This is a genomic window from Mesorhizobium sp. M0522, assembly GCF_040321085.1.
Classification (GTDB): domain Bacteria; phylum Pseudomonadota; class Alphaproteobacteria; order Rhizobiales; family Rhizobiaceae; genus Mesorhizobium.
In genome coordinates this window covers 1-1,145 of sequence record NZ_JAMYQW010000094.1, presented here as the reverse complement: position 1 = coordinate 1,145, position 1,145 = coordinate 1, and the positions used below count along the sequence as shown (strand labels likewise).

2 protein-coding genes are annotated in these 1,145 nt (G+C 66.6%); both read left to right on the top strand.

The genetic code is table 11. The features are described 5' to 3' along the window. A partial coding sequence (locus NKI58_RS35415; RefSeq protein WP_352826336.1) for a tyrosine-type recombinase/integrase occupies window positions 1-473 on the top strand: 473 nt, incomplete at its 5' end. A 2-nt stretch (window positions 474-475) separates the two neighbouring features. Beyond that, a partial coding sequence (locus NKI58_RS35410) for an IS91 family transposase (protein WP_352854527.1) occupies window positions 476-1,145 on the top strand: 670 nt, incomplete at its 3' end.

The window sequence follows — 1,145 nt, the reverse complement described above, 5'->3', positions numbered from 1 at the left end:
CGACGCTGAAGGTCGCCGACGTCGATAGCGAGCGCATGCTGCTACGTGTCGAGCGCGGCAAGGGCGGGCGATACCGGAACGCCATGCTGTCGCAAGACCTGCTCTTGTTGCTGCGCCAGTGGTGGAAGGTCGGACGCCAGCAGGGGGTGATGCATCGCGACGGCTGGCTGTTTCCGGGGCAGCATGCGATGAAGCCCATCAGCACGCGGCAGCTCCATCGCATCGTCGTCGAGGCTGCACAGGCCGCCGACATCGCCAAGCGGGTCGGACCGCATACGCTGCGTCACAGCTTCGCCACCCACCTTCTGGAGGACGGCACCGACATCCGGATCATCCAGGTCCTGCTCGGGCACGCCAAGCTAAATAGCACCGCCTTCTACACCAAGGTTGCAACCCGCACGGTGCGCACCGTCACGAGCCCGCTCGACAAGCTCGGCCTGTTCAAGCCGGAAGAGATCTCACCCGACGGCTGAGCGTGCGCGCCTCGATCGAGGTCGCCGATATCTTCCACGCAGCAGGCCCCGCCTACCGGGCCGCCCATGCAGGGCACCTGAGCCTGCAGCAGCTCAAGGTCATGTCGGCGATCGAGCACTGCCGCACCGCGGCCCTTGGCGGTCACGTCGAGGCCTGCGAGGACTGCGGCCAGTGGCGGATCGGCTACAACTCCTGCCGCAACCGGCACTGTCCGAAGTGCCAGGGTGCCACGGCGCGGAAATGGCTTGCCGAGCGCGAGGCCGACCTGCTGCCGGTCGGCTACTTCCACGTTGTCTTCACGCTGCCCGCCGAGGTCACCGACATCGCCTTCCACAACAAGGCACTCGTCTACGACCTGCTGTTCAAGGCGGCATCGGAGACGATGCTGACGATCGCGGCGGACCCGAAGCATCTCGGCGCGCGCATCGGCATCACCGCAGTGCTCCATACCTGGGGCTCGGCGATGACACACCATCCGCACGTGCACATGATCGTGCCGGGCGGTGGCATCTCGCCAGACGGAAGCCAGTGGATATCGTCGCGTCCGGCCTTCCTGCTGCCGGTGCGCGTGCTCGGCAAGCTGTTCCGCCGCCTGTTCCTCTCCCGGTTGGTCGCGCTGCACGACGCTGGCCGGCTCGCCTTCTTCGGCGCAATTGCTCATCTCGCGGAAC